Origin of the sequence: Streptomyces sp. NPDC058195 (genome assembly GCF_042883525.1) — a bacterium.
GTDB lineage: Bacteria > Actinomycetota > Actinomycetes > Streptomycetales > Streptomycetaceae > Streptomyces.
In genome coordinates this window covers 257,947-277,560 of sequence record NZ_JBHVVM010000002.1, presented here as the reverse complement: position 1 = coordinate 277,560, position 19,614 = coordinate 257,947, and the positions used below count along the sequence as shown (strand labels likewise).

Annotated in this window: 17 protein-coding genes; 12 read left to right on the top strand and 5 right to left on the bottom strand. The window is 70.0% G+C overall.

Annotated features, from left to right (window positions below; genetic code table 11):
• Positions 1-82: 82 nt before the first annotated feature.
• From ACFVWY_RS03375 to ACFVWY_RS03365, 3 genes are all read left to right on the top strand, one after another.
• A complete protein-coding gene (locus ACFVWY_RS03375; protein WP_389866837.1) occupies positions 83-358 on the top strand; it encodes a hypothetical protein in 276 nt (91 codons plus the stop codon).
• The gene (locus tag ACFVWY_RS03370; protein ID WP_389866835.1) at positions 355-756 is read left to right on the top strand and encodes a DUF6188 family protein; all 402 of its coding nucleotides are present in this window, start codon (positions 355-357) and stop codon (positions 754-756) included. The genes ACFVWY_RS03375 and ACFVWY_RS03370 overlap by 4 nt, the downstream gene beginning before the upstream one ends.
• A gap of 577 nt (positions 757-1,333) precedes the next feature.
• Entirely contained in the window at positions 1,334-3,148 is a 1,815-nt protein-coding gene (locus ACFVWY_RS03365; RefSeq protein ID WP_389866833.1) for a LamG-like jellyroll fold domain-containing protein, read from the top strand.
• 114 nt (positions 3,149-3,262) lie between these two features.
• On the opposite strand, the gene ACFVWY_RS03360 is transcribed toward ACFVWY_RS03365, so the two are convergent.
• The gene (locus tag ACFVWY_RS03360) at positions 3,263-3,730 is read right to left on the bottom strand and encodes a MarR family winged helix-turn-helix transcriptional regulator (RefSeq protein WP_389866831.1); all 468 of its coding nucleotides are present in this window, start codon (positions 3,728-3,730) and stop codon (positions 3,263-3,265) included.
• A 94-nt stretch (positions 3,731-3,824) separates the two neighbouring features.
• On the opposite strand from ACFVWY_RS03360, the gene ACFVWY_RS03355 reads away from it, so the two are divergent.
• The 8 genes from ACFVWY_RS03355 (at position 3,825) to ACFVWY_RS03320 (ending at position 13,208) form a co-directional block, all read left to right on the top strand.
• A complete protein-coding gene (locus ACFVWY_RS03355; protein ID WP_389866830.1) occupies positions 3,825-4,370 on the top strand; it encodes an SgcJ/EcaC family oxidoreductase in 546 nt (181 codons plus the stop codon).
• A 176-nt stretch (positions 4,371-4,546) separates the two neighbouring features.
• A complete protein-coding gene (locus tag ACFVWY_RS03350; RefSeq protein WP_389867097.1) occupies positions 4,547-5,788 on the top strand; it encodes an amidohydrolase in 1,242 nt (413 codons plus the stop codon).
• Between the two features lie 138 nt (positions 5,789-5,926).
• Positions 5,927-6,967, top strand: a complete 1,041-nt coding sequence (locus tag ACFVWY_RS03345; RefSeq protein WP_389866829.1) for a BMP family protein — start codon at positions 5,927-5,929, stop codon at positions 6,965-6,967.
• 374 nt (positions 6,968-7,341) lie between these two features.
• The gene (locus ACFVWY_RS03340; RefSeq protein ID WP_389866827.1) at positions 7,342-8,982 is read left to right on the top strand and encodes an ABC transporter ATP-binding protein; all 1,641 of its coding nucleotides are present in this window, start codon (positions 7,342-7,344) and stop codon (positions 8,980-8,982) included.
• On the top strand, positions 8,979-10,097 hold the full coding sequence (locus tag ACFVWY_RS03335) for an ABC transporter permease (RefSeq protein ID WP_389866825.1): 1,119 nt from the start codon (positions 8,979-8,981) through the stop codon (positions 10,095-10,097). The genes ACFVWY_RS03340 and ACFVWY_RS03335 overlap by 4 nt, the downstream gene beginning before the upstream one ends.
• Complete coding sequence (locus ACFVWY_RS03330; RefSeq protein ID WP_389866823.1) at positions 10,094-11,383, top strand: ABC transporter permease; 1,290 nt, start codon at positions 10,094-10,096, stop codon at positions 11,381-11,383. Before ACFVWY_RS03335 ends, ACFVWY_RS03330 begins: the two co-directional genes overlap by 4 nt.
• Complete coding sequence (locus tag ACFVWY_RS03325; RefSeq protein ID WP_389866821.1) at positions 11,380-11,778, top strand: cytidine deaminase; 399 nt, start codon at positions 11,380-11,382, stop codon at positions 11,776-11,778. Before ACFVWY_RS03330 ends, ACFVWY_RS03325 begins: the two co-directional genes overlap by 4 nt.
• A 152-nt stretch (positions 11,779-11,930) precedes the next feature.
• Positions 11,931-13,208, top strand: coding sequence for a thymidine phosphorylase (locus tag ACFVWY_RS03320; RefSeq protein WP_389866819.1), 1,278 nt, complete (start codon positions 11,931-11,933; stop codon positions 13,206-13,208).
• A 109-nt stretch (positions 13,209-13,317) separates the two neighbouring features.
• Here the strand turns inward: ACFVWY_RS03320 and ACFVWY_RS03315 are convergent, their stop codons facing one another.
• Positions 13,318-16,602 (bottom strand): S8 family serine peptidase, encoded by a 3,285-nt coding sequence (locus ACFVWY_RS03315; RefSeq protein WP_389867095.1) that lies wholly within the window; start codon positions 16,600-16,602, stop codon positions 13,318-13,320.
• Positions 16,603-16,895: 293 nt separating this feature from the next.
• Between ACFVWY_RS03315 and ACFVWY_RS03310 the strand changes: the two genes are divergently transcribed.
• A complete protein-coding gene (locus tag ACFVWY_RS03310) occupies positions 16,896-17,387 on the top strand; it encodes an STAS domain-containing protein (RefSeq protein ID WP_389866817.1) in 492 nt (163 codons plus the stop codon).
• Positions 17,388-17,460: 73 nt separating this feature from the next.
• Here ACFVWY_RS03310 and ACFVWY_RS03305 read toward each other — a convergent pair whose 3' ends face one another.
• From ACFVWY_RS03305 to ACFVWY_RS03295, 3 genes are all read right to left on the bottom strand, one after another.
• Positions 17,461-17,772, bottom strand: a complete 312-nt coding sequence (locus tag ACFVWY_RS03305) for a hypothetical protein (RefSeq protein ID WP_389866816.1) — start codon at positions 17,770-17,772, stop codon at positions 17,461-17,463.
• Positions 17,769-18,758, bottom strand: a complete 990-nt coding sequence (locus ACFVWY_RS03300) for a sigma-70 family RNA polymerase sigma factor (RefSeq protein WP_389866814.1) — start codon at positions 18,756-18,758, stop codon at positions 17,769-17,771. Before ACFVWY_RS03300 ends, ACFVWY_RS03305 begins: the two co-directional genes overlap by 4 nt.
• A gap of 119 nt (positions 18,759-18,877) precedes the next feature.
• On the bottom strand, positions 18,878-19,600 hold the full coding sequence (locus ACFVWY_RS03295) for a L,D-transpeptidase family protein (protein ID WP_389866813.1): 723 nt from the start codon (positions 19,598-19,600) through the stop codon (positions 18,878-18,880).
• Positions 19,601-19,614 lie beyond the last annotated feature (14 nt).

Below are 19,614 nucleotides of genomic sequence, written 5' to 3'. Positions count from 1 at the left end.
GGCGCCAGCAGAACCAGAAACCACCGCTGTCTGCGAATGCGCAGATAGAGAGGGGTTGCATGGCACACGCACTATGTGACTGGTGGAGGCCAAGCCGGTTCTGGTGCACAATTCCGACGGCTGTGGAATGGCGTCCAAGCCGAACGCGCTCGCGCGGGCGACCGGATATTCCGTCAAGCAAATCAAGGAAGCCATCCACAAGGTAAAGGGTCAAGGTGGTTGGCGCGGGATCGGCGGCAATAAGAACCCTGACATGCTCATCGATCCCAAGACTGGCGAAGTGCACCCTCAGATGCCTGAGGGAACTCCGGGCGACAGTATGGGGAACATCTACGATTATCTGCCGGAGGAGCCGTGACGAAGGAGTTGGAGGATCGCTGGATCCTTGGGCTTCGAGGTAGCCGAGTGGTGTCTGTCTCTGTGGGTTCGGGGCATCAGGGGCTTGTACTGCTGCTGGAAAGTGAGGCAGGGCTAGTAGTCCAAGGTCAGGCGTTTCTGACCCATGGAGCAGCCTCTGCTCCGGGCGCGGATCCACTTTCTGGTGAAGAATGGCAGGCACTGGTCGGCGCTACGGTCGTTTCGGCAATCGCATTCAAGTCCGGTGCGCTGCGGGCCGTGTTCAGTACGGGTCACCACCTGAATGTCAGAAGCGGGGAGCCCGGGTTGGCAGTCCGTTTTCAAAAGCCAGATGAATTCGATTGGTCATACCGAGAGGGAGTAGGTGTCATGAAGGTATTTGGTGCCACTGCTTCGTAGTGTCCCGCCAGTCAATTCGTCACAAAAGTAATTGACGTCACCAGTGGCCTCGCCGAACGTTATCCGGCGGGGCCGCTGTGGTGTCTGGCGACATAGTTGACGGCAATGTCGGCAGATGGAGCGCACGCGGCGGCGGGGCATTGCCGTCGGCGGGCCGGGGAGTTCGCCTTTCCCGAGTCCGGTGTGCAGGGCGATGCGCGGTGGACTGTCGCCGTTGCCGTGAGGCGAATCGTCGCGGTTCCTTCGGCGAGTGGCGACCGGAGTGATGGCCAGCTGTTGGTTTTCCGGCCCGTCAGGGCGAATCAAGGGTGATGTCGCGCTTTGCGGGTTTGTCGTGGACTGATTCCCACTTAACGACATGTAGCGGACATGTCCTTGACAAGATCATCGGGGCGCTATTGCATGCAATCCTGCCGTGTGCTGCTGGAAGTTCACGAATCCGAGCGGTGGCGCGTACTTCGTGCGCGGTCGTGATCGGGCCCGGCGGGCCGAAGCCGTACGCCGAGCATCGAAGAGAGTGAGTCGTGCCGTGAACAGACCTGGCAGAACTGGGCGTCGGAGCAGTCGAAGACCCCTCGTGGCTGTGACGCTGACGACCGTGCTGGCCACAGGGCTGGGGCTGCCGGTTCTGTCCGGCGGGCCCGCGCAGGCCGCCGCGGCACCTGTCCGGGGTGCCCAGGCCGTCGAAGCCGCCGGTGCGCCGGTGGTCAGCTCCGCCGAGTACCCCGACGACGGCAACTGGCACGAAGGTGTCGGCGACTACGGAAGTTTCACCTTCGACTCGCCGGACGCCGATGTGGTCCGTTACATGTACCGGTTCTCGGGCAATGACGACTGGTCCACGGTCGATGCCGCAGTTCCGGGTGCCTCCGCGACGGTGAAGTTCCTGCCGACGTCCACGAGGTACTGGTCCGTGGACGTGAGGGCCCTCGACGCGAACGGAAACGTCCTGGGGGCGACCACGAGGTACGGCTTCCTCGTCTCCGACGGCCGGGCCCCTGCCGGGGGCTGGACCCTCGGCGACGCCCAGGGCTCCGGTTCCGCGGCCGGCACGGGCGCCTCGCCCGCAGCCGCGGCCGGAACGGGCGTCACGTTCGGCGCCGGGCCCGGACCGCTCGGCGCGACGAGCACGTACGCGGAGCTGGACGGTACCGAGAGCGGCTACCTGGACGCGGGTCGGCATGTCGTCGACACGAACGCCGGGTTCTCGGTCGGTGCCTGGGTCAACCTCCCCGAGGAGCCGACGCGGGACCAGACCGTGATCAGCCAGGACGGCACAGGCCTGCCCGGCTTCGAGCTGGGATACGACGCGGCCAGCCGCAGCTGGGCGTTCCGTTCCCCGTCCGATGCCCTCGGGTCCGCGGACGACTGGAAGGTCACCGGCGGCAAGGTCGTTCCCGGCGCCTGGACGCGCCTCATCGGCACCTACGACGGTGTCACCGGCGCGATGACGCTGTACGTGGACGGCGTGGCGGCCGCGGACGCCGTCCAGCGACAGGCCCCGTGGAACGCGGCCGGGAACCTGCAGATCGGCCGCAGGATCTCGCCGGAGGGGTACACGGCGCACCTCAAGGGCGGCCTTGCCGACGTCCAGGTCCACGACCGGGTCGTGACCGCATCCGAGGTCGCCGCTCTGGGCGGCCCCGTGCCCCGGCAGCTCGCCTACTGGGACGTGGACTCCGCACCCGGCGGCGTGGCCCCGGAGACGTACGGCGGAACCGGGCTCACGCTCGGCGGCGGTGCGTCCGTCTACGTACCGGAACCGGGCTGCGACCCGGAGGGCGATCCGGCGGAATGCGAGGCGCCGCCCGCCGAGCCGATGTGGGGTGACGGGCACCTGGTGCTGAACGGCACCGACGCCTACGCCACCCGGGCGGCCGGGCTGCTCGCGAAGCGGGACAGCTTCTCCCTGACCGGGCGGGTCCGGCTCTCCACGGTGGCGCCCGACGAGGACCAGACGGTCATGGGACTGTCCGGCCATCAGGGAAGTGCGGTCACCGTGGGCTACTCGGCCGCCTACAGCCGCTGGACTCTCACGGTCACCGACGCGGACTCGGCCACCGCGACGCGCACCACCGCGAAGGCGAACGGGTTCCTGCCCAGCACCAGCATCACGGGAGACCACCTGGCCCTCGTCTACTCGGCGCCCTTCGGTGACATGGTGCTCTACGTCAACGGCGTCGAGAGCGCACGGATTCCCTGGGACAACGCCTGGGACTTCAGCACCACCGCGGTCCAGGTCGGCCGCACGCTGAACGGCGACGCCTCCAGCGACTTCCTCTCGGGTTCCGTCGACGAACTGCGCCTCTTCCAGGGAGCGCTGGATGAGAGCCTCGTCAACCTCGTCAGAGGTCTCGCGGACGGCACGAGCGTCGAGCCGACCCTGCCCTGACCGCCCGTCCGGACCCGGCCCGACGGCACGGGCCGGTCGTGCCGTGACCGAAGCCCCGCCAGGACGTGCGCGTGTCCCGGCGGGGCTTCGGTGCGGTCGGAGGCCGGGCCGCCCTCAGCGCGGGTGCCTGCCGTTGACCTCTGCCGTGGCCTCCAGGTAGGCGTCGGCGGCACGGGTGAAGTAGTCGAAGAGGACGGCCCGTTGCGCGGGGGAGTAGCCCTCGATGATCGCGCCGATCCGTTCGCGGGCGGGGGCCAGGGCTTCGTCCAGGCCGCCGGGGCGGGCGGCAGGTTCGACGATGACCTTGCGGCGGTCGTGCGGGTCGGGGGCGCGGTGGACGTAACCACCCTGCTCCAGGCGGTCGATCAGGCGGGTCGTCGGGCCGGTGGTCAGGCCGGTGCGGCGGCCCAGCTCGCCCGGGGTCATGGCGCCGTCCAGGGCCAGGATGTTGAGCGCGTACAGATCGGTTGCCCCCAGGCCGACGGCCTTGGCCCCGGCGTGGCCGTGCAGCATCACCGCGCTCAGGTACCGCCGGTACGCCGCTGCCGCGCTCTCGGGGGTCGGCTCCGTGGGTGTTGACATGGGATCGACCCCTTCCTAATCTCTTCTTTTGAGAAGAGAAATCCTGAACGAAGTTAATTTTCGAGGGAAGTTATCACGGAAGGTCGTGGGTCACGTGCAGACGCGTTCCGAGGCCGGCGCCGACACCAGTGCCGCCGTCGCCACCGGCACGAGTACCGCCGTCACCACCGGCACCAGTACCGCCGTCACCGCCCTCCTGGGCCGCCTCACCGCTGCCTGGAACGCGGGGGACGGGGCCGCCTACGGCGCCGAGTTCACCGCCGACGCCTCGTACGTCACCTACGTCGGCACCCTCTACACCGGCGCGGCCGAGATCGGGGCCGCGCACCAGGACCTGTTCGGCAGCTTCCTCAAGGGCACCCGGCTGGTGAGCGAGGTCGTGGGCATCCGCTCCACCGGGCCTGATACCGCCCTGCTCATCACCCGGGGTGACGTGCGCAAGGGCGGGCGGCCGGGCAGGCTCGGCAAGATCCAGACATATGCGCTGGTCCGTGAGGCGGGTGGCGCGTGGAAGGTCGCGGCCTTTCAGAACACCAAGCGCCGCCCCCTCCTGGAGGGTCTTTCCTTCAGGGTCCGGCCCGCCACCAAGCCCGTACCCCTGCCCGTACCCCTGCCCGCGCCCGAATCCCGTACCCCGTAGCCGGTACCCCGCGCCCCGTTTCCCGTACCCCTGGGCGAAATGGGCGAGTGTACCCATCACGTCGTCAGCTCACACGCTGCGACGCGGCCAATTATTCGTCTGTGTGGCTGAACTTTTCTTGTTTCGCAGGCAGTTGAAGGGGGAAGCGACGTACCCTTCGCCAGGTGAACCACTTGATGTCCCGCGCGTCCGATGACCGGCCGACCGTCCAGGGTGAAGCCCCGGAAGGCTCACTCCCCGGCACCCTTCCCGAGGCCCTGCGTGCCGAGTTGATCGCCTTCCGGCGCGACCTGCACATGCATCCCGAGCTGGGCAACCAGGAGTTCCGCACCACCGCGGCCATCAAGGCCCGGCTGGAGAAGGCCGGGCTGAAGCCCCGGGTCCTCGACACCGGCACCGGGCTCCTCTGCGACGTCGGCACACGGGACGAGTCCACCGCGCCCATGCTCGCCCTGCGCGCGGACATCGACGCCCTGCCGATCCCGGACACCAAGACGGGCGTCGCCTACCGCTCCACCGTCCCCGACCGGGCGCACGCCTGCGGGCACGACGTCCACACCGCCTCGGTCCTGGGGGCCGGTCTCGTCCTTGCCGAGCTGGACCGCCAGGGACTGCTCCCGAACCCGGTGCGGCTGATCTTCCAGCCCGCCGAGGAGGTGCTGCCCGGCGGCGCGCCCGAGACCATCCTGTCCGGGGCGCTGGAGGGCGTCGGCCGGATCATCGGTGTGCACTGTGATCCGAAGGTGGACGTGGGCCGGATCGGGCTGCGGGTCGGGGCGATCACCTCGGCCTGCGACCGGCTGGAGGTCAGCCTGGACGGGCCCGGCGGGCACACCGCCCGCCCCCACCTCACCACCGACCTGGTCACCGCCGCCGCCAAGGTCGCGGCCGAGGTGCCCGCGCTGCTGGCCCGCCGGATCGACGCCCGCGCCGGGCTCGCCGTCACCTGGGGCCGCCTGGAGGCGGGCCACGCCTGCAACGTGATCCCGCAGCACGCCGAGCTCTCCGGCACCGTCCGCTGCCTGGAGCTGTCCGCCTGGCGGGCCGCCCCCGATCTGGTGCACGCCGCGATCGACGAGGTGGCCGGGATGTACGGAGCCAAGACGGTGATCAACTACGTCCAGGGTGTCCCCCCGGTCGTCAACGACGCCTCCGTGATCGATCTGCTCGCCGGGGCGATGACCGCCCGCCGCGGGGTGGGGTCGATCGAGGACACCGAGCAGAGCCTGGGCGGCGAGGACTTCTCCTGGTATCTGGAGCAGGTCCCCGGCGCCATGGCCCGGCTCGGCGTCCGCACCCCCGGCGACACCGCCCGGCTCGACCTGCATCGGGGTGATTTCGATGCCGATGAGGAGGCGATCACGGTCGCCGTGGAGCTGTTCACTGCCTCCGCGTTGCTCGATCGCAACCATGTGTGACCGGGGGTGTCACCTCCGGTTCGCGACGATCCGATAACGGCTTCCGTACAGGGCTTTATCTGACATCTACGCGCGTTACGATCGCGGCGAAACCAGCGCCGGAAGAGGCGCTTCGGTCAGGTTTGAAGGAGCCTTCCCTTGCGCCGGGTATCCAAGATCACCGCTGCGTGTGCTGTCACCGCGACCCTTGCACTCACCGCCAGCGCGTGCGGCGAGTCGTCCACCGAGAGCTCCGGCTCCGGCAAGGGCAAGATGAAGATCGGCATGGCCTACGACGTGGGCGGCCGCGGCGACAACTCGTTCAATGACTCCGCCGCGCGCGGTCTGGACAAGGCCAAGTCCGAGTTCGGTGCCGAGACCAAGGAGCTCACCGCCAAGTCCGGTGAGACCCCCGCCGACCGTGAGCAGCGCCTGGAGTCGCTCGCCGAGGGCGGCTACAACCCGGTCGTCGCGGTCGGCTTCGCGTACCAGAGCGCGGTCACCAAGATCGCGGCCAAGTACCCGAAGGTCAGCTTCGGCCTGGTCGACTCGGTCGCCGACGCGAAGAACGTCGACAGCATCGTCTTCACCGAGGAGCAGGGTTCCTACCTCGCCGGTGTCGCCGCCGCGCTGAAGTCGAAGGACGGCCAGGTCGGCTTCATCGGCGGTGTGGACCTTCCGCTGATCAAGAAGTTCGCCGCGGGCTTCCAGCAGGGTGTCATGGACACCAACCCGAAGGCCAAGGTGCAGATCCAGTACCTGACCACCGGTTCGGACCTGTCCGGCTTCGGCAGCCCCGACAAGGGCTCGTACGCCGCCAAGGGCATGCTCGACAAGGGCGCCGACGTCATCTTCGCCGCCGCGGGCGGCTCGGGTGCCGGCTCCATCGAGGCCGTCGCGGGCAAGAAGGGCGCCTGGTCCATCGGCGTCGACTCCGACCAGGCCCTCGACCCGGCCCTGTCGAAGTACAAGGACACGATCATGACCTCCGTCGTGAAGAACGTCGACAGCGGCGTCTACGACCTGGTCAAGTCCGTCAAGGACGGCAAGCCGCTGGCCGGTACGCAGACCTACACCCTGGCCAAGGACGGCGTCAGCCTGACCAGCACGGGTGACCACCTCAAGGACATCCAGGCCAAGCTCGACGAGGCGAAGAAGAAGATCGTCGACGGCACGATCAAGGTCAAGACCACGATCTGATCCGGCTGCCGACCGGAAGCCGGACAGGGGGTGTCCCCGGAGTCCCGCCGCCCGCCCCGCGCGGGCCGGACGGGGCTTCGGCGGCACCCCCTGTCCGCTCCGGACAGGCCCGGGGCCCCGTCGCGCGGGGCCCGATGCGCGTATCGCTTCCGTGTGCGCACCGTAGCCGTGTGTGCCGTGGACGGCCGCGCCGCAGGCGTCCGTACGGTAGTCGTCCGCGTACGGTCCGCGATCTGTCATCAGGTGGCCAACGATTCGGTGGCGCTACGCGCGTAGCGTCTGCCGGGCACGATACTTTTCACGCTCCCACCGCCTCCGCCCTCCGCTCCTGCCAAGGAGAGTGCGCCATCAACGCGTCCAGCAGTCCCCATGCCGTGGAGCTCCGCGGCATCACCAAGCGGTTCCCCGGTGTCGTGGCCAACCACGACATCGACATCACCGTGCGCCGCGGCACCGTCCACGCTCTCGTCGGCGAGAACGGGGCCGGCAAGTCCACCCTGATGAAGATCCTCTACGGCATGCAGAAGCCGGACGAGGGCACCATCGCGGTCGACGGCGAGCAGGTCTCGTTCCACAATCCCGGTGACGCCATCGCCCGGGGCATCGGCATGGTGCACCAGCACTTCATGCTCGCCGACTACCTCACCGTCCTGGAGAACGTCGTCCTCGGGTCGGAGAAGCTGCACGGGATCGGCGACCGGGCCCGCGCCCGGATCAAGGAGATCTCGGACTCCTACGGCCTCGGGGTCCGCCCCGACGCCATGGTCGAGGACCTCGGGGTCGCCGACCGGCAGCGGGTGGAGATCCTCAAGGTCCTCTACCGGGGTGCCCGCACCCTGATCCTCGACGAGCCCACGGCCGTCCTGGTGCCGCAGGAGGTCGACGCCCTCTTCGACAACCTGCGCGAGCTCAAGGCCGAGGGCCTGACCGTCATCTTCATCTCCCACAAGCTGGGCGAGGTGCTGTCGGTCGCCGACGAGATCACGGTCATCCGGCGCGGTACGACGGTCGGCACCGCCGACCCGGAGAACACCACGACCAAGCAGCTCGCCGAGCTGATGGTCGGCAGCGAGCTGCCGTCCCCGGAGACCCGCGAGTCGACCGTCACCGACGTGCCGATGCTGACCGTGGACGGGCTGCGGCTGTGCGCCACCGACCCGGACGGCGTGGTCCGCTCGGTCCTCGACGGCATCGGCTTCACCATCCACAAGGGCGAGGTCCTCGGGATCGCCGGTGTCGAGGGCAACGGCCAGTCGGAGCTGGTCGACGCGATCATGGGCATGCGCCATCTGGACGCCGGAGCCGTCACCCTCGACGGTGCCGACATCACCCGTACGCCCACCCGCACGCGCCGCGAGGACGGCATCGGCGTGATCCCCGAGGACCGCCACCGGCACGGTCTGCTGCTGGAGGCCCCGCTCTGGGAGAACCGCATCCTCGGCCACGTCACCGAACGCCCCAACAGCAAGGGCGCCTTCCTCGACCTCAGGGGCGCCCGCGCCGACACCGAGCGGATCGTGCGCGAGTACGACGTCCGCACCCCCGGGATCGACGTCACCGCCGCCTCGCTCTCCGGCGGCAACCAGCAGAAGCTGATCGTCGGCCGGGAGATGAGCCACGAGCCCAAGCTCCTGATCGCCGCGCACCCCACCCGGGGCGTGGACGTCGGCGCGCAGGCGCAGATCTGGGACCAGATCCGCGAGGCGCGCCGCGAGGGCCTGGCCGTCCTGCTCATCTCGGCGGACCTGGACGAACTGATCGGGCTCTCCGACACCCTGCGGGTCATGTACCGGGGCCGGCTGGTCGCGGACGCCGACCCGGCGACCATCACCCCGGAGGAGCTGGGCTCGGCGATGACCGGCGCGGCCACCGGCCACCTGGAAGCACCGGACGAGGCCCCGGACGAGGCACCGGCACCGGAGGACGCGGCCTCTGAAAGCGCCGAGAGCGCCGAGAGCGCCGAGAGCGCCGATCGCACCGACACCGACCCCCGGGACGGGGGAGAGGACCGATGAAGAAGATCGACAAGGAGCGGGTGCTCCTGGGGCTCGCGGCCCCCGTACTCGCGATCGTGGTCGCCTTCCTGGTGACCGCGCTCGTACTGGCCGCCACCGGCAAGGAGCCGTTCAGCGCCTTCGGCATCATGTTCGACTACGGGCTGAAGTCGGACAGCCAGGTCTACATCCTCAACAAGGCGACGACGTACTACCTCGCGGGTCTCGCGGTGGCCGTCGGCTTCCGGATGAACCTCTTCAACATCGGCGTCGACGGCCAGTACCGTCTCGCCGCCTTCTTCGCAGCCGCGGTCGGCGGGGCGCTGACCCTGCCCGGCGCCCTCCAGATCCCGCTGATCATCCTCACCGCGATGATCGTCGGCGCGATGTGGGCCGGGATCGCCGGTGTCCTCAAGGTCACCCGGGGCGTCAGCGAGGTCGTCGCGACGATCATGCTGAACTCCATCGCGACGGCGATCATCGGCTACCTGCTCCAGCAGGGCCGCCTCGGCCACCTCGACGAGGCCGGTACGAAGATCTCCACCAAGCCGATCCCGGAGTCCTCGCACTTCTTCGAGTTCCCGACCGCCACGTCGCCCGTCTGGGGCTTCATCGTGGTCGCGGTCGTCGCGGGTATCGCGTACTGGTTCACCCTCTCGCGCACCCGCTTCGGCTTCGACCTGCGCACCGTCGGCCAGTCCGGCTCCGCCGCCGAGGCCAGTGGTGTCGACGTCAAGAAGATGGTCATCACCTCGATGCTGATCTCCGGCGCCATGGCCGGTCTGATCGGCATGCCGACCCTCCTCAACGACAGCTACGAGTACAGCGGCGACTTCCCCGTCGGCATCGGCTTCACCGGCATCGCCATCGCCCTCCTCGGCCGCAACCACCCCATCGGCATCGCGCTGGGCGCGCTGCTCTGGGGCTTCCTGGAGCGCGGCACCGGCAAGCTCGAGTTCGAGGGTTACGACAAGGAGATCGTCGGCGTGATCCAGGGCGTCATCGTCCTGTGCGTCGTCATCGCCTACGAAGTCGTGCGCCGCTACGGACTCAAGCGCCAGCAGAGCAAGGTCGGCGCGGAACTCGCCGCACAGGCCGCCGCCCGTAACAACGACCAGCAGGAGGTGTCGGCGTGAGCGCCACGGCGACTTCCACCCCGCCCCCGGCGGCCCCCAAGGTGTCCGGCGGCAAGGGCGGCCGCACCCGTCTCTCCTTCCCCGTCATCCTCCTGATCATCGCGGGCGGGCTGCTCGCACTGTCCGCCGTGCGCGCCATCACCGGCGCGCAGGACGTCACCTCGGCGGGCCAGATCAGCGCCGCGCTCGCGATGGCCGTGCCGATCGGCCTCGCCGGTCTCGGCGGCCTCTGGGCCGAGCGGGCCGGTGTGGTCAACATCGGCCTCGAAGGCATGATGATCCTGGGCACCTTCTTCGGTGCCTGGGCCGGCTGGCAGACCAGCCCCTGGCTCGGCGTGCTGGCCGGGGTCGTCGGCGGCATGCTCGGCGGACTGCTGCACGCGGTGGCGACCGTCACCTTCGGCGTCGACCACATCATCTCCGGTATCGCCATCAACATCCTGGCGCTCGGCTTCACCACCTACTTCGCCAAGCTCTGGTTCAACTCGGGCGAGGCGGCCGCCAAGGGCGGCAGTCCCAAGCAGTCACCCCCGGCCGACGACATCACCTCGGTGACGGTCCCCGGCCTCTCCGACTGGCTGCACTCCATCGAGAAGCACCACTGGTTCTTCGTCTCCGACCTGGCCGGTGTGCTCGGCGGCCTGGTCACCAACGTGTCGCTGCTGACGATCCTGGCCCTGGTCCTCTTCGTCCTCACGTTCTTCGTGCTGTGGAAGACCCCCTTCGGCCTGCGGCTGCGCTCCTGCGGCGAGAACCCGGTCGCCGCCGAGTCGCTCGGCGTGAACGTCTACCGGTACAAGTACGTCGCGGTGATCGTCTCCGGCGGACTGGCCGGGCTCGGCGGGGCCTTCCTCTCGCTGGTCACCTCGCACATCTACAACGAGGGCCAGACCGGCGGGCGCGGATACATCGGTCTCGCCGCGATGATCTTCGGCAACTGGCGGCCCGGCGGGCTCGCCATGGGCGCCGGGCTGTTCGGTTTCGCCGACGCGCTCCAGCTGCGCAACGGCGGCGAGTCCGTGCACGCGCTGCTCCTGCTGCTCGTGGTGGTGCTGGCCCTCCTCGCGGTCTGGAAGCTCTACCGCAAGAGCTTCGTGCAGGGCGGGGTCAGCGCGGTCATCGCTGCCGCGGTGCTGGTCTGGTACCTCTCCACGGACACCGTGCCCACCGAGTTCGTCAGCGCCACCCCGTACATCGTCACGCTGCTCGTCCTCTCGCTCTCCGCGCAACGGCTGCGGATGCCGAAGGCGGACGGCATGCGCTACCGCAAGGGCCAGGGCAAGTGACGGCCCTCGCGGAGGCCGACTGGGCGGCGCTGCGGAGCGCCGCGCGGTCGGTGATGACCCGGGCGTACGTCCCGTACTCGCACTATCCGGTCGGTGCCGCGGCGCTGGTCGACGACGGGCGTACGGTGTCCGGCTGCAACGTCGAGAACGCCTCGTACGGCATCGGCCTGTGCGCCGAGTGCGGGCTGGTCTCCCAGCTCCAGGCCACCGGCGGCGGCCGCCTCACCCACTTCACCTGCGTGGACGGGGCGGGCGAGATCCTGGTCCCGTGCGGCCGGTGCCGCCAGCTGCTGTACGAGTTCGGCGGCCCCGAGCTGGTCCTGGAGACGCCGGACGGGCTGCGCACCCTCGACGAGATGCTGCCGCAGGCCTTCGGCCCGGACCACCTGAAGTAGGGGCCCGGACTCTCCGGGACCTCGTTCACCGTGGCCCTCCCGTACCCCGGGAGGGCCACACCCCTCTCCCCTCTCTATGCGCGTAGAGTCATGCGGGACTCTCGCGTACCGCACGTGTGTACGTACGTACCGGCCGGAAGGACTCCCAGGACATGGACGCCATCTCCGTCATCCGCACCAAGCGGGACCGAGGCGAGCTGACCCCCGAGCAGATCGACTGGGTCATCGACGCGTACACCCGCGGCGAGGTCGCCGACGAGCAGATGTCCGCGCTGGCCATGGCGATCCTGCTGAACGGCATGAACCGCGCCGAGATCGCCCGCTGGACCGCGGCGATGATCGCCTCCGGCGAGCGGATGGACTTCGCGTCGCTCTCCCGCCCCACCACCGACAAGCACTCCACCGGCGGCGTCGGCGACAAGATCACCCTGCCGCTCGCCCCGCTGGTCGCCGCCTGCGGCGCCGCCGTGCCGCAGCTCAGCGGCCGGGGTCTCGGCCACACCGGCGGCACCCTGGACAAGCTGGAGTCCGTCCCCGGCTGGCGGGCCCACCTCTCCAACGCGGAGATGCTCGACGTCCTGGACACCACCGGCGCGGTCATCTGCGCCGCCGGTGACGGGCTCGCCCCCGCCGACAAGAAGCTGTACGCGCTCCGCGACGTCACCGGCACCGTCGAGGCCATCCCGCTGATCGCCAGCTCCATCATGTCCAAGAAGATCGCCGAGGGCACCGGCGCGCTCGTCCTGGATGTCAAGGTCGGCTCGGGCGCCTTCATGAAGACCATCGAGGACGCCCGTGAACTGGCCTCCACCATGGTCGCGCTGGGCACCGACAGCGGAGTGCGCACGGTCGCCCTGCTCACCGACATGGCCACCCCGCTCGGCCTGACCGCGGGCAACGCCCTGGAGGTGCGCGAGTCGGTCGAGGTGCTGGCGGGTGGCGGCCCGAAGGACGTCATCGAGCTCACCCTGGCCCTGGCCCGCGAGATGCTGGACGCCGCCGGACTCAGGGACGCCGACCCGGAGAAGGCCCTCGCGGACGGCTCCGCGATGGACGTCTGGCGCCGGATGATCTCCGCCCAGGGCGGCGACCCGGACGCCGCGCTCCCGGTCGCCCGCGAGCAGCACGTGATCACGGCCCCGTCCACCGGCGTGCTGACCCGCCTGGACGCGTACGACATCGGCGTCGCCGCCTGGCGCCTCGGCGCGGGCCGGGCCCGCAAGGAGGACCCGGTGCAGGCGGGCGCGGGCATCGAACTGCACGCCAAGCCGGGCGACCGGGTCACGGCGGGCCAGCCGCTGCTGACCCTGCACACCGACACCCCGGAGAAGTTCGACTACGCCCTGAAGGCCCTCCCCGGCGCGTACGACATCGCCGCGCCGGACACGACGTTCACCGCCACCCCGGTGGTGCGCGAGCGCATCGCCTGACCCGTGCCACGCGTACGGCCCGCCGGGTCGGGTGAACCGTCCCGGCGGGCCGCCGTGGTGCGCGTGACGTCACGGGTGGCGGGCCGGTCGGCTCACCACCCGCGGCCGGTCACTTGCCGAAGTACGCGTCGTAGATCGACACCGACGCCTTGTTGCCCTTCTTGTCCGTGACGTTGGCCCGGTAGGAGAGGGACTTGCCCTTGGCCGGGTTCTTCACGGAGATCTTCCCGGACTTGACCGTGACCTTCTTCCAGGTCTTGCCGGAGTTGTAACTGACGTACACCGTCAGCGACTTCAGGTTCTTCCCGGCCGCCGCGCCCTGCACCTTCACCGGGACCGAGGCGGTCCGGCCCGCGGTCACCTTGCCGTCCAGCGTCACATGGGGCGTGAAGCGGACCGTGGAGATCGGCAGGGCCTGCTCGGTGACCTTCTTGGAACGGAAGGTCCAGCTCGTGTCGATCCGGGTGGAGAGGGTCGTGGCCCTCGGGCTGAGCTTGACCGAGCTCGTCAGCCGGTAGTCGGCGGCGGCGGACGGCACGGTGATGGGCTCACCCTCCAGCGCGTCCTTGCTCTGGGCGAACTTCACGCCGTTGCGGTACAGCACCGTCTTGACCGAGCTGTACGTCTGGAAGCCGAGGTTGCCGCTTCCGTCGGCCGCGATCGGCACCATCGGGATGATGTCGTTGCCCGCGCGGAAGACCCCGGCGTCCCGGCCGAGCGCCGGGCCGAACACCGCGGTGTTGACGGTCTTCGTGTACTTCTTGCCCGCCTTGTACGCCGTCGGGCTGCCGATGGTGTACATCGCGTCGGTGGCCGGGATGCCGTCGGGGTCCGGGGCACCGTCCTGCGTGAAGTCCAGCGACCACTTCACCTTGTCGGCGGTCGAGACGTACTGGGTGACCTTGGACGGCAGCTTGTGCAGCGACCAGGCCGACCAGCCGCCGCTCGAACCGGGCAGCTCGCCCGTGGCGGCGAACTCACCGGTCTTGCCCTTGCGGGAGGCGCCCATGGTGACGTCCACCCGGGACAGCTGACCGGCGGTGAACTTCCGGGTGTAGCCGGTGGGGGCCTTGGTCACCGGACCGCCGACCGCGATGTCGTACCGGGTCGAGGCGCCCTTGGTCCAGGCGCCGATCCAGTGCGCGGAGAGCGAGCCGTCGGTCACCGCCGGGCCGACGTGCGCGGTACGCAGGTTCGTGAAGGAGTCGAGCAGCCAGCCGTACCCGTACGCCGTGTCCTCGTTCTCGAACTGGAGGTCGGGCGAGGCCATCAGGCTCTTCGTGCCGGTGGCCGGCAGCGTGATGCTGATCGGCTTCGCCTTGCGCGCGTCGAACGTCACGGTGAGGTTCTTGTTGACGTCCAGCTTCGGCTGGGAGAGCCAGTCGGCGCCCTTGGCGAGGTCCTCAGGGTCCTGGTACACGGCCGAGTTGAGCGTGTAACCGCCCTTGGGGACACGCACCTTGGCGAGGCCCTTGTCGGCCTCGGGGGAGACCCAGACACCGAGCGCCCCACCGGACAGACCGAAGAGGTCAGCGGTGGTGTACGGGGCGGGCTTGCCGTCGCGGCCGATGGTCTTGACCGTGACGTCGTACGACTCGCTCTCGCGCTCGACCGCGGCCGCGGTGCGCACGCTCTGGCCGCCGCCGGTGCCGACGAGGTACGCGGAGTAGGTGCCGTCCGCCGTCCCGCCGAGCTTGGTGTCCACGGTCAGCGGGACGTCCGCGGTTCCGCCCGCGGGGACGGTCACCTTGTCGGCGCCGAGGGCGAAGAAGCCGGCCGGGGCGGGCTTGCCCTTCGGGCCGGTGGTCGTGACCGCGAGGTCCAGGGTGACATCGGTGGTGCCGAGGTTGCGGTACGTCACGTTCTTGGTGACCGGGACGTCGTCGGTGTGCGGCCACTGCTGCACGCCGAAGCTCACCGAGACCGGGTCGGCGACCACGGTCTGCTCGATCGCCCGGTCCACCGCGATCCGGCCCGAGCCCTGCTCGAACGGCGTGTACGCGCCGGGCTTCGTCGAGGCCGTCAGCGCGCCCTTGAGCTCGGTGTACGTCCACTCGGGGTGCTGCTGCTTGAGGAGCGCCGCGGCGCCCGCGACGTGCGGGGTCGCCATCGACGTACCGGAGATCGTCAGGTAGCCCGGCGGGTTCTGGCCGACCTCCTTGTCGATCTCGGAGCCGGGGGCGGCCGCCGCCGTGATGTCCACGCCGGGGGCGGTGACATCGGGCTTGATCGCTCCGTCGCCGATGCGCGGGCCCCGGCTGGAGAAGTCGGCCAGCACGTCCTTGTCGTCGACCGCGCCGACGGTCAGCGCGGCGTCCGCGCTGCCCGGCGAGCCGACCGTACCGGCGTCGCTGCCCTCGTTGCCCGCCGCGATGGCGAACAGCACGCCCTTGTCGGCGGAGAGCTTGTCGACCGCCGCTTCGAGCGGGTCGACCTCGGGGGTGTCCTGGCCGCCGAGGCTCAAGTTGATGATGTCGGCGCCCTGCGCGACCGCCCACTCCATCCCGGCCAGGATGCCGGAGTCGTCACCGAAGCCGTCGTCGTCGAGGACCTTGCCCTCAAGCAGCTGGGCGTCCGGGGCGACGCCCTTGAACTTCCCGCCCGACTTGGCGCCGGAACCGGCCGCGATCGAGGAGACGTGGGTGCCGTGGCCGACCCGGTCCTTGGTGTCGGGCGAGGACGTGAAGTTCTTCGAGTCCAGGATGCGGCCCTGGAGGTCGGGGTGGGTGGCGTCCACTCCGGTGTCCAGTACGGCGATCTTGACGCCCTTGCCGGTGTACCCGGCCTCCCAGGCGGTGGGGGTGCCGATCTGCGGGACGCTCTTGTCGAGGCTGGCCCGGCGCACACCGTCCAGCCAGACCCGGTCGATCCCGGCGGCCGTGGTGCGCTGCACGCTGCGCGCGGTGCGGGCGGTGAGGGCCTGCCAGATGTCCTTCGCGTCCTGCTGCGGCGTGGTGACCGACTGGGCGTTCAGCGTGTTCAGGTTCCGGCGGACCTTGGTGGAGCCCGCGTCGCGGACCTCGGCCTTGGCCGCCGCGGCCTGCGCGCCCCGGTAGGAGACGATCAGCTTCAGGCCCGACTTCTGGGACCGGCGGTACTCCGGCCGGCTCAGCTCCGTGACGTCGAACAGCCTGCGGTCCAGCTTGCCCGAGCTGATCAGCCGGTGGGCGTCGGCCGGGATGAGCAGGGTGTGCCCGTCGTGGGTCTGCCGCTGCACGGGTATGTGCTCGCGCCCCTTGGCCGGGCGGAAGGACACGACCCTGCCCTTGGCGTCCATGGTGACCCGGTCGCCGGTGATGAGGGTCAGCTCGTGCCCGGCGGCGGATCCGGCACCGGCCGCGCGGGCGATGGCGGGCCCGCCGTCGCCGGGCTGGGCCACGGCCGGGCTGGTCATCCCGGCCGCGAGCGCCACGGCTGCTGCCGCGGCGACGGTCGAAACACACGCGTTTCTCACGTGTTTGCGCAACTCTCCCCCTGGAGAATCAGGCGGCCCCGAGGGCCGGTTCACGTACCTAGAGTCAGAATCACTCGAAAGGGTTCACGGAAGCCGCACAGATAACGGGAGTTGACGGAAGTTCATCGCTTGTTATCCGTACGTGCCGGGGTGTACCGCCGTGGTGCGGGCCCGGCGGCGACGGATCACCGATGAGTTTCGGCCGTCGGAGCGGTCACCCTGGTGTGGAACCCATGAGCCCGAACGTTCTCGTCGTCACCGGCCGCGTCACCAGGACCGCGGTGCCGGGACTCTGCGCCGAGCTGGAATCACTGCTGTACGGCCCCGACGGCGCCGTCCGAGACCCGGACGCGGAGGCGGAGGTGGACTGCGATGTGGGCGGGGTCGCGCGGGTGGATCTGGTGCTGGTCGAGGCGGTGGCACGGCTGGGGCTGGTGGCACGCCGGGCGGGCGGCAGGAGGCTGCGGCTGCGCAACGCGCCGCCCGAACTGCGGGGCCTGCTGGACCTGGTGGGCCTGGCGGACGTGGTGGACGTACGGTACGCCCCGGAACCGCACGACACCGGGACGAACACCCCAGGGCCGAACGTCCCAGAAGCAGGCGGCGCGGAACCGGGCGCCCCGGAACCGGATGTCCCAGAAGCAGGCGGCGCGGAACCGGACGTCCCAGAAGCAGGCGGCGCGGAACCGGACGTCCCGGAACCGGACGGCGCGGGGGAGGACTGACCACTTCCGGGCCGCTTCCGTACCGCACCCGCCCCGTGCTGCCCCGTGCCGCCCCCGTCCCGTCCCGCCCCGCTCAGTCTCCGGATTCGAACCGGGCCGAGTCGCAGAGCACCATGCCCGAGAACTTCTGGAGGTGTGCGGTGGCCGATGGCGACGAAGGGTCGGGCGAGGGGCCCGGGACGGCACGGGGACCGGCCGCCGCCGCCCTCAGGTCGTCGCAGGAGAACTCCGGCTGAGGCCCCGGCTCCGCCCCCGAGGACGGTCGCGCCGCCGGGGCGGGCCCGCCGGTGGCCGCGGGCTCGCCCAGCCACTGGGCCGCCCCCCAGCCACCGGCCGCCAGCACCACCCAGGCGGCCACCAGCCCGTTGCGTACGCCAGGTCTCACGCGGCGTCGTCGTCGAGGTGGTCCGGCAGCCCGAAGAGCGGGAACCAGCGCGGGGTGTCCAGGAAGCAGTGCATCCCGGTGATCGCCCCGTCCGCGATGTCGATGACCTGCACCGCCCACGGCACGAAGCCGGGCCCCTCCGGATTCGGCTTGTAGTGCGCGAACGCCGGGGTGCCGTTCGCCGATGTCGCCACCAGCCGGGAACCGGCACAGCTCGCGCCGATGGAGAGCATGAAGCCGGTGATGTCGTCGTGCCCCTGAAGCCAGAGGTCGAACGGCGGCATGGTCATCACGGCGTCCTCGTGGAGCAGCGCCGTCAGTGCCTTCATGTCGTAGCCCTCGAAGGCGGCGACGTACCGCTCCAGGAGCTTGCGCTGTTCCTCGTCGAGCGGATTCGCGGCGTCGGCCGGCTTGCTCTCGTGCTCGGTGAGGGTGGCACGCGCGCGCTGGAGGGCGCTGTTCACCGAGGCGACCGAGGTGTCGAGCAGCTCGGCGACCTCGCTCGCCTTCCAGGCCAGCACCTCGCGCAGGATCAGCACGGCACGCTGTTTGGGCGGCAGGTGCTGGAGCGCCGCGACGAACGCCAGGCGCACCGACTCACGCGCCACCGCGGCCTCCGCCGGGTCGGCCACCGTCGGCAGGACGCGCCCGTCCGGCATCGGTTCCAGCCAGGTGTTCTCCGGCAGCGGGTTGAGCGCCGCCTCGGAGAGTGGCGTCGGGCCCGACAGATCGACCGGGCGGGCCCGCTTCTTCCCCGCGTTCAGCATGTCCAGGCAGACGTTGGTGGCGATCCGGTACAGCCAGGAGCGGAGCGAGGAACGGCCCTCGAACTTGTCGAAGTTGCGCCAGGCACGCACCAGCGTGTCCTGCACCGCGTCCTCCGCCTCGAAGGCCGAGCCGAGCATCCGGTAGCAGTAACCGGTCAGCTCGACCCGGTGTCCCTCAAGACGGCTGTCGATGTCCGCCGTCGCTGTCAGATCGCCCATTCGTTCCACCCCTGTTGTGCTGTGACACGGCTCGTTCCAGCACTGTGGAAGCTACCGCAGGCCACTGACAGCCGGGGGAGGAAGCGGCGAACCTGCCAGGATCCCGGACGCGCCGGCCGTCACGTGCCGGGCTTGCGTCCGTACACGTACACGTCGTCGCCGTTCTTCAGGAGTTTCCAGTACGACGTGGCGTCGGCGGTGCGCATGTTGACACAGCCGTGCGAGCCCGGCGGGTTCCACATCTTCACGCCCACCGCGTGGAACGCCTGGCCCCCGTCGAAGAACTGGGAGTACGGCATCTTCACGTGGTAGAGCGACGACACGTGGTCGATGTGCCGCCAGTAGATCTTCTTCGACCCGGTGCGGGTCTCGTAGCCGTTCCGCCCGGTGCGCACCGGCACGGGCCCGAACTTCAGCTTGCTGCCGTCCTGGATCCAGCTCAGCTGTCGGGTCAGGTCCACGCAGGCGATGCGGCCCTTGTTGGTGGGGCACTTCTTGGCCTGGTTCGGGTTCTTGCCCGCCGCCTTCTGGGCCGTGAGCGTCTTCATGGTGCGCCAGGTGACCGGACCGGCGTACCCGATGGTGGGGGTGACCCCGTAGGTGCTCTGGAACGACCGGATCGCCTTGCAGTCGGCGGCCGACTGCTTGCCGTCGACCGGCCGCTTCAGGTACTTCTCGACCTGCTTCTGGTACGGCCCGGCCGACGTCGTGCACGATGCCGCCTGTGCGGACCCGCCGGTGGCCAGGACCAGTGCGGGCACCGCCGTCAGCCCGGCGACCGACAGCGCGACCCCGCGCCGCAGCCGTGGCCGTACTCCCCGTATGTTCTCCGGGACTCCCATGTACGCCAACTCCC

What these genes read in the sequence shown, in the direction of transcription:
- ACFVWY_RS03360 (WP_389866831.1), bottom strand. Translation starts at nt 3,730, where the DNA reads ATGTCAACACCCACGGAGCCGACCCCCGAGAGCGCGGCAGCGGCGTAC.
- ACFVWY_RS03350 (WP_389867097.1), top strand. Translation starts at nt 4,547, where the DNA reads ATGTCCCGCGCGTCCGATGACCGGCCGACCGTCCAGGGTGAAGCCCCG.
- ACFVWY_RS03335 (WP_389866825.1), top strand. Translation starts at nt 8,979, where the DNA reads ATGAAGAAGATCGACAAGGAGCGGGTGCTCCTGGGGCTCGCGGCCCCC.
- ACFVWY_RS03320 (WP_389866819.1), top strand. Translation starts at nt 11,931, where the DNA reads ATGGACGCCATCTCCGTCATCCGCACCAAGCGGGACCGAGGCGAGCTG.
- ACFVWY_RS03315 (WP_389867095.1), bottom strand. Translation starts at nt 16,602, where the DNA reads ATGACCAGCCCGGCCGTGGCCCAGCCCGGCGACGGCGGGCCCGCCATC.
- ACFVWY_RS03310 (WP_389866817.1), top strand. Translation starts at nt 16,896, where the DNA reads ATGAGCCCGAACGTTCTCGTCGTCACCGGCCGCGTCACCAGGACCGCG.
- ACFVWY_RS03300 (WP_389866814.1), bottom strand. Translation starts at nt 18,758, where the DNA reads ATGGGCGATCTGACAGCGACGGCGGACATCGACAGCCGTCTTGAGGGA.
- ACFVWY_RS03295 (WP_389866813.1), bottom strand. Translation starts at nt 19,600, where the DNA reads ATGGGAGTCCCGGAGAACATACGGGGAGTACGGCCACGGCTGCGGCGC.